The sequence below is a fragment of the Sphingobium sp. DC-2 genome (assembly GCF_000722555.1).
Taxonomy (GTDB): domain Bacteria; phylum Pseudomonadota; class Alphaproteobacteria; order Sphingomonadales; family Sphingomonadaceae; genus Sphingobium; species Sphingobium quisquiliarum.
Genome location: NZ_JNAC01000141.1, coordinates 1 through 5,750 on the forward strand (window position 1 = coordinate 1; position 5,750 = coordinate 5,750).

The 5,750-nt window shown below is 64.4% G+C and carries 6 protein-coding genes; 5 read left to right on the top strand and 1 reads right to left on the bottom strand.

The window, feature by feature from the left end; genetic code table 11:
- A partial coding sequence (locus ET21_RS0123060; RefSeq protein ID WP_051768316.1) for a LysE family translocator occupies window positions 1–570 on the bottom strand: 570 nt, incomplete at its 3' end.
- Between the two features lie 81 nt (window positions 571–651).
- Here ET21_RS0123060 and ET21_RS0123065 point away from each other — a divergent pair.
- The 5 genes from ET21_RS0123065 (at window position 652) to ET21_RS0123085 (ending at window position 5,743) form a co-directional block, all read left to right on the top strand.
- The gene (locus ET21_RS0123065) at window positions 652–2,046 is read left to right on the top strand and encodes a PLP-dependent aminotransferase family protein (protein WP_202807164.1); all 1,395 of its coding nucleotides are present in this window, start codon (window positions 652–654) and stop codon (window positions 2,044–2,046) included.
- A gap of 67 nt (window positions 2,047–2,113) precedes the next feature.
- Entirely contained in the window at window positions 2,114–2,698 is a 585-nt protein-coding gene (locus tag ET21_RS26795) for a helix-turn-helix transcriptional regulator (RefSeq protein WP_030541548.1), read from the top strand.
- 48 nt (window positions 2,699–2,746) lie between these two features.
- Window positions 2,747–3,508, top strand: a complete 762-nt coding sequence (locus tag ET21_RS0123075; RefSeq protein ID WP_030541549.1) for a sulfite exporter TauE/SafE family protein — start codon at window positions 2,747–2,749, stop codon at window positions 3,506–3,508.
- A gap of 233 nt (window positions 3,509–3,741) precedes the next feature.
- Entirely contained in the window at window positions 3,742–4,563 is an 822-nt protein-coding gene (locus ET21_RS26800; RefSeq protein WP_051768317.1) for a DUF2285 domain-containing protein, read from the top strand.
- 373 nt (window positions 4,564–4,936) lie between these two features.
- Window positions 4,937–5,743: an ArdC family protein gene (locus ET21_RS0123085; RefSeq protein WP_081856851.1), complete on the top strand. Its 807-nt coding sequence runs from the start codon at window positions 4,937–4,939 to the stop codon at window positions 5,741–5,743.
- Window positions 5,744–5,750 lie beyond the last annotated feature (7 nt).

Here is a 5,750-nt window from a genome sequence, read left to right on the forward strand (position 1 = left end):
GGGTCCCTTTTGCGCGCCGATAGGGGGTCCCGTTTGCACGCCGATTGACAGGCTTTCCAGCAGTTCGCGGGCTCCTGCGCCCATCGCTGCCCAGGTCGCGATGGAAGGCAGGCCGATCAGCACAAAGGCTGCGACGATAACGCCGAGCTGCAGGGCGAGCGGTCGGCCGGGCACGGTAAAGCTGGCAATGGCGGGCATGGTGATCGCCCAGGCCTTGGGATTGACGAACTGGAAGGCAGCTGCCTGCCAGAAAGTCAGCGGATGCGCGCCCTCACGCCGTTCGACGCCTTCGGATTGCCAAAGCTTTACCGCTAGCCAGGCAAGATAGACGGCGCCAAAGATCCGCACCGCCCAGCGCATCACCGGCCATGCCTCGAACAGCGCGCCCAGACCCAGTCCGCTGAGCACGAGCATCAGCGCGCAGCCGAAATTGATCCCGAAGATATGCGGAATGGTCCGGCGGAATCCGAAAATCAGCCCGGAAGAGGCGAGCATGATGTTGTTGGGGCCGGGCGTCGCCGTGCAGACGAAGCTGTACAATGCAAGCGGGGCAAGCAGACTCGTGTCCATGATGTTCTCCTGAACCGCTGGATGATCATGATTGAACTATGAGTCAAATGTGATATTGAACCGGTGCAATATGGCGCGGGGATGGCAATGAAGGACTGGCAGCCGGATATCTCGAAGGGCAGTGCGCCGGTGTACGAGCGTCTCGTGACCGCGCTGGAGGGCGATGTGCGCGATGGCCGCCTTGTGCCCGGCGACCGTTTGCCACCGCAGCGCGATCTGGCGCACCGCCTGTCCCTGAGTGTCGGCACGGTCAGCCGGGCCTATGTCGAGGCGGAGCGGCGGGGGTTTATTTCCAGCCATGTGGGCCGGGGTTCGTTCGTTGCCGATCGCGCGAGGCCGCATGCCGCGTCACATGACACCGGCCCGCTCGACATGGCGCATAATGTGCCGCCGCTCGATCCTGCCGAACGCTGGATCGGGGAGGGGCTATCCCGCGTGCGCCAGCGCGCCGATCTCGCGACAGCGGTGAACTATGCGCCGCCCGAAGGCTTGGCTTCGATCCGCGAGGCCGGGGCATCCTGGCTCAAGCGCCGTCATGGCGTGACGCGCGCGACGGCGGATCGGGTTATTCAGTGCAATGGCGGGCAGCATGGCCTTGCGCTCGCTTTCGCGGCGCTGGCGCGGCCGGGCGATACGATCCTGTGCGAAGCCGCGACCTATCCCGGCATCCGGACGTTGGCTGACCATGCGGGTTACCGCCTGCAGGGCGTTGCCATGGATGAGCGCGGCATCGATCCCGAAGCGCTCGCCCGCTGGGCCCGGGAGACTGGCGCCAAGGTGCTGGTCATAATCCCGACCTTGCAAAATCCGACCACGATCACCCTCGATGCCGCGCGCCGCGCTGACATCATCGAGGTCGCGCGCGCCCATGATCTGATGATCGTGGAGGACGAGGCCTATCGCGTATTCGCAGATGACGGTGCGCCGGACTGCTTTGCCGATCTCGCGCCTGAAAGGACATTGATGGTCGCGGGCGTTTCCAAGGCGGTCGCGCCCGGTTTGCGGCTCGGTTTCCTGTTGCCGCCTGATAATGAAGATATTCGCGATCGCTTGCTGCTGGGCATTCGTGCCTTTGGCTATAGCCCACCCTCGCTGGGCGGTCTGGTCTTCAGCCAGTGGGAACAGGATGGAACGGCCGACAGGATCGCTGACGATGTAATCACCGAAAGCGAGGCGCGGACACAGCTGGCCGCATCGATCCTCGGCAAGGCGATGGCCCCGCCGGGGGCGGGTCGCAGCCTGCATGTCTGGATGCCGATGCCCATGCTCGATGCCGAACGGCTGAGCGCCCGCGCCTTGCGTGCCTCCATCGCGCTGACGCCGCCTGACGGACCGATTGTCGATGAGGCTGCACCCTCTGGCGTCCGTCTGTGTCTTGGCGGCCTGCGCTCGCGCGATGCTCTTGAACAGGCGCTTCGCGATATCGCTGCCATGCTGGCGACTGCCGGAGGCAGCGCTTCGAGCGGTCTGGTCTGACATGTGGAGTTACAGGCGGGCCGGAGCAATCGAACTGGCTTCATGCGCAGGAAATGCTCTGCCGGATTTGCGCCTCCATTTCCACGAGACTGCCCAGCTCTGTCTGGTTCAGAGCGGGAAGCGCCGGGCGGAAACCCGCTACGGGATCGTTGAGGTGACCGCAGGCGAATGGCTCTACCTTCCCGCCGGTCTGCCGCATCGCTTTATCGATAGCGCAACCGCCGAAGGGCGCTGCCTGAATGTTTATGCGCCCCTTGACCTGGGCGCCTATCCCCGCTGCCTTCCTGCCGTGAGCATTCGGCCATTGTTGCAATCACTGGCCTTGTCAGGATCCTCGCTGGCCGGATCAGAGCGGTATGGCACGCAAGGCACCGGGCCCGAAAATGGTCCACTCCCAATACGGGCGCTGGCACGCGCGGCGGGGGTCTCGCGCGAGCATTTCAGCCGGACCTTTGTGCAGCAGCATGGTCTCCCCCCGCATCGCCATCGCATCATGTGCCGCCTCAACGGTGCGCGCCAGGTGATCGCTCGGGGACATTCGCTGGCAGATGTCGCCGCCCGGTTCGACTTTGCCGATCAGAGCCACCTTGGCCGCCTGTTCCGCCAGACATTCGGGACGACGCCGGGAGCCTACCGCAAAGGCTGCTGCTGATCACAAACATTCCAGACTTGCTCGCGTCCTTGGTTCAGGCTCGCGGGCATGATCGACTGGACAACAGCAATACTGATCCTTGCAGGCGTGGTCGGCGGGATCGTCAACGCCGTGGCCGGCGGCGCGACCCTGATCACCTTTCCGGCTCTGCTGGCTACAGGACTACCTCCCGTAGCGGCCAATATCGCCAATGCCATCGCCGTGTCGCCGGGGCATCTGCTGGCGGTGCTTGCGGATCGACGGAGCCTGCCGGTCCTTGACCGTCACCTTTACCTGCTACTCCTGCTTTCTGCCGCCGGAGGCCTGGCTGGCGCGGGTCTTTTGCTCATTATTCCTGACCGCCTTTTCACCATGCCGATTCCTGCACTGATCGCAGGCGCAACGCTGCTGTTCGCGCTGGCGCCGCGCATTGCGAGGACGGCGGACAGCAGGGAAAGCAGGCACCATGGCGCAAAGCGGCGGGAAGCAGGGCTGCTGGCGTTGACGGCAATCTATGGCGGGTTCTTTGGCGCGGGCCTTGGCATCATCCTGACAGCGATCCTCAGCCTGTCGGAACCGCATGACATACGCCGCATCAAGGCTGTCAAGAATCTCCTCGCGAGTACCGTCGCAATTGTAGCGAATCTGTTCTTTCTGCTGCGCGGGGCCGTGCACTGGCCATCGGCGTTCCCCATGCTTCTCGGCGCCATCGCCGGGGGATACGCAGGTGGCCATCTGGTCCGCGTCTTGCCTGCTAATGTCGTGAGGGGCGTCGTCCTGACGGCGGGGTCGGCGATGTCCATCGCCTACGCATTTAAATACTGGATCTGAAGCGAGGTGTTCGAGACGTTCAATTCGGACGTATTTATCGCCAAAGAAGGTGTTTTTACCGGTCTTTTGCGGCATTTGTCCCGTTTATCGGTGAGACAATAGCCTGGCGTTTTTGTGATGACTCCCAAGCATCCAGGGATGACTTTGCAAAAGAGCGACTTGGGGCAAGTGCCCGCGATCGGGGCACTCGCCGGACCGACCATCCTGAACCAAGGTCGGTAGGGAGAGGATCCATGAACGGAAACATTCCGTCGGGCGCGAATGCGTCCGAATGGCGCGACCGTGCGCGCTACGATCGCCTGACAGGTTTCGATCAGGCCACATGGGCATGGGAATGTCTGCGCCGTGCCATCGGCAAGGATTGCCAGCTGTTTCGCGAGGCCGGTGGGCTGCTGCTGCGCGCCGAGCCACCCATTTGTCTGCTGAATGGAGACCTGTGCGACTGGACCGGTACGGAACCCTTACCTCTGGCAATCTTCAAGGATTGTGCGGATTTTGCCGGTCATGTCTTCTGGCGTGCTGCGCATCACCCGCCAGTCCTGGTCGTGCGCGCCCATCCTTCAGATGCGAACAAGGCGGGGAGCGCGCTGTTCGACCTTGCTCGCCTGCCTTACCCGGCGATGGTCCTTCAGGTGCCGGGCCGGGGCGAATATGTGCTGATCGCCGAAGGCTCGCGCTGTATCCGTATGAAGATCTGCAGCGGAACGGTGCTTTCCGGGCCGGTGTCGCTGGAGTTTCTCGTTGCCGGCGACCACGCTTTCGAGGTCCGCATATTGTCGCTGCGCCGTCTCGCGGCGTTCCATCGCCTTGGCCGCTTCCCGCGCAGCCTGTTCCCGCCCGAGCGGCGCGCGCGGCGCTGGGCGCGTGCGCTCCAGGCCTGGGATGGACGTATGGCCGGGGCCAGTCACCGGGAGATCGCATCGGTTCTTTATGGCCGCAAAGCCGTTCGGCACGACTGGTACGGTCCTTCCGACTACCAACGAACCCATGTCAGGCGCTTATTGCAGACCGCAGATGGTCTGATCCGGGGTGGATGGCGCAAGCTGTTGTGGTGATCGGTTGGAGTATTGCTCCCTGTTCATGGCGTCTCGCCCGCTGGGCGGGCGACCGCGCTCTATGCCGCCTTGCTGACGCTGCGGCGCCACCGGGCCGGCGATGCCGTCACGGCCAGAGGTGACGATCGCTGACGCATGCCGGGGCCGCTTGCGGCCCCGGTCTGTAGGCGGCGCGCGCAGGCTGCGCGCCGGCGCTGCTTTTGGGCAGTCCCTCTGGGCGTGCCGGGTGGTCGGCGCTTCCTCCTAGGCCCGCTGCGGCCGGCGGCAAGCCTGGCGCTTGCGCTTGGCTGCTCCACTTCGTTTCGCCCCTGCGCCCACCCCGTCGCGTGCCCGCGCCGGGGCCCCGGGCTTGGGTGCCGCCCGCAGGCAGATCATGGGAGTTTCCCGCAAGCGCCGTGCAGGCGGCGAGGTCGGCAACAGGGATCGTCAGGAAGGGGCGCAGACGCGCGTCAGCCTTTACGACGAGGTGACCGCGAAGATCATCGCACAGCTGGAAGCCGGACGCTTCCCATGGGTTCAGCCTTGGGATTCCAGCCAGTGCGGTGGGCCGGGGCTTCCCGTTAATGCGCTCACCGCAAGGGCCTATTCGGGCATCAATGTGCTGCTGCTCTGGGGCGCGGCGATCAGTATGGGCTATCCCTCGCAAAACTGGCTTACCTTCCGGCAGGCGCTGCAGGCAGGCGGGGCCGTCCGCAAGGGTGAGAAGGGCGTGACCGTGGTCTATGCCGACCGCTTCATTCCCGAAGCGGAGAAAGCGCGCGCCCATGAGAGCGGAGACGACGCCCGCGCGGTGCCGTTCCTGAAACGCTTTACCGTCTTCAATGTCGCGCAGTGCGAAGGGCTGCGCGAGGGGCTGGTCACGCAGAACCCACCTTTGCCCGAGCGTGAAATCATCCCTCATGCCGAGGCCCTGATCGCGGCAACGGGTGCTGATTTCCGCATCGGCGGCGCGCAGGCCTATTATTCGCCCGGCCGCGATTATGTCGCGGTGCCGCCGCAACCGGCCTTTCGCGATCAGGTAAATTTTTACCGCACCGCCTTTCATGAACTCTCGCACTGGAGCGGGGCAGGGCACCGGCTCGGTCGCGACCTGTCCGGCCGGTTCGGCTCCAAAGCCTATGCGCGCGAGGAATTGTGCGCCTTATCTGGACAGTCTGCGCCGTCCGCAACATTGCAGTAAGGTCGGC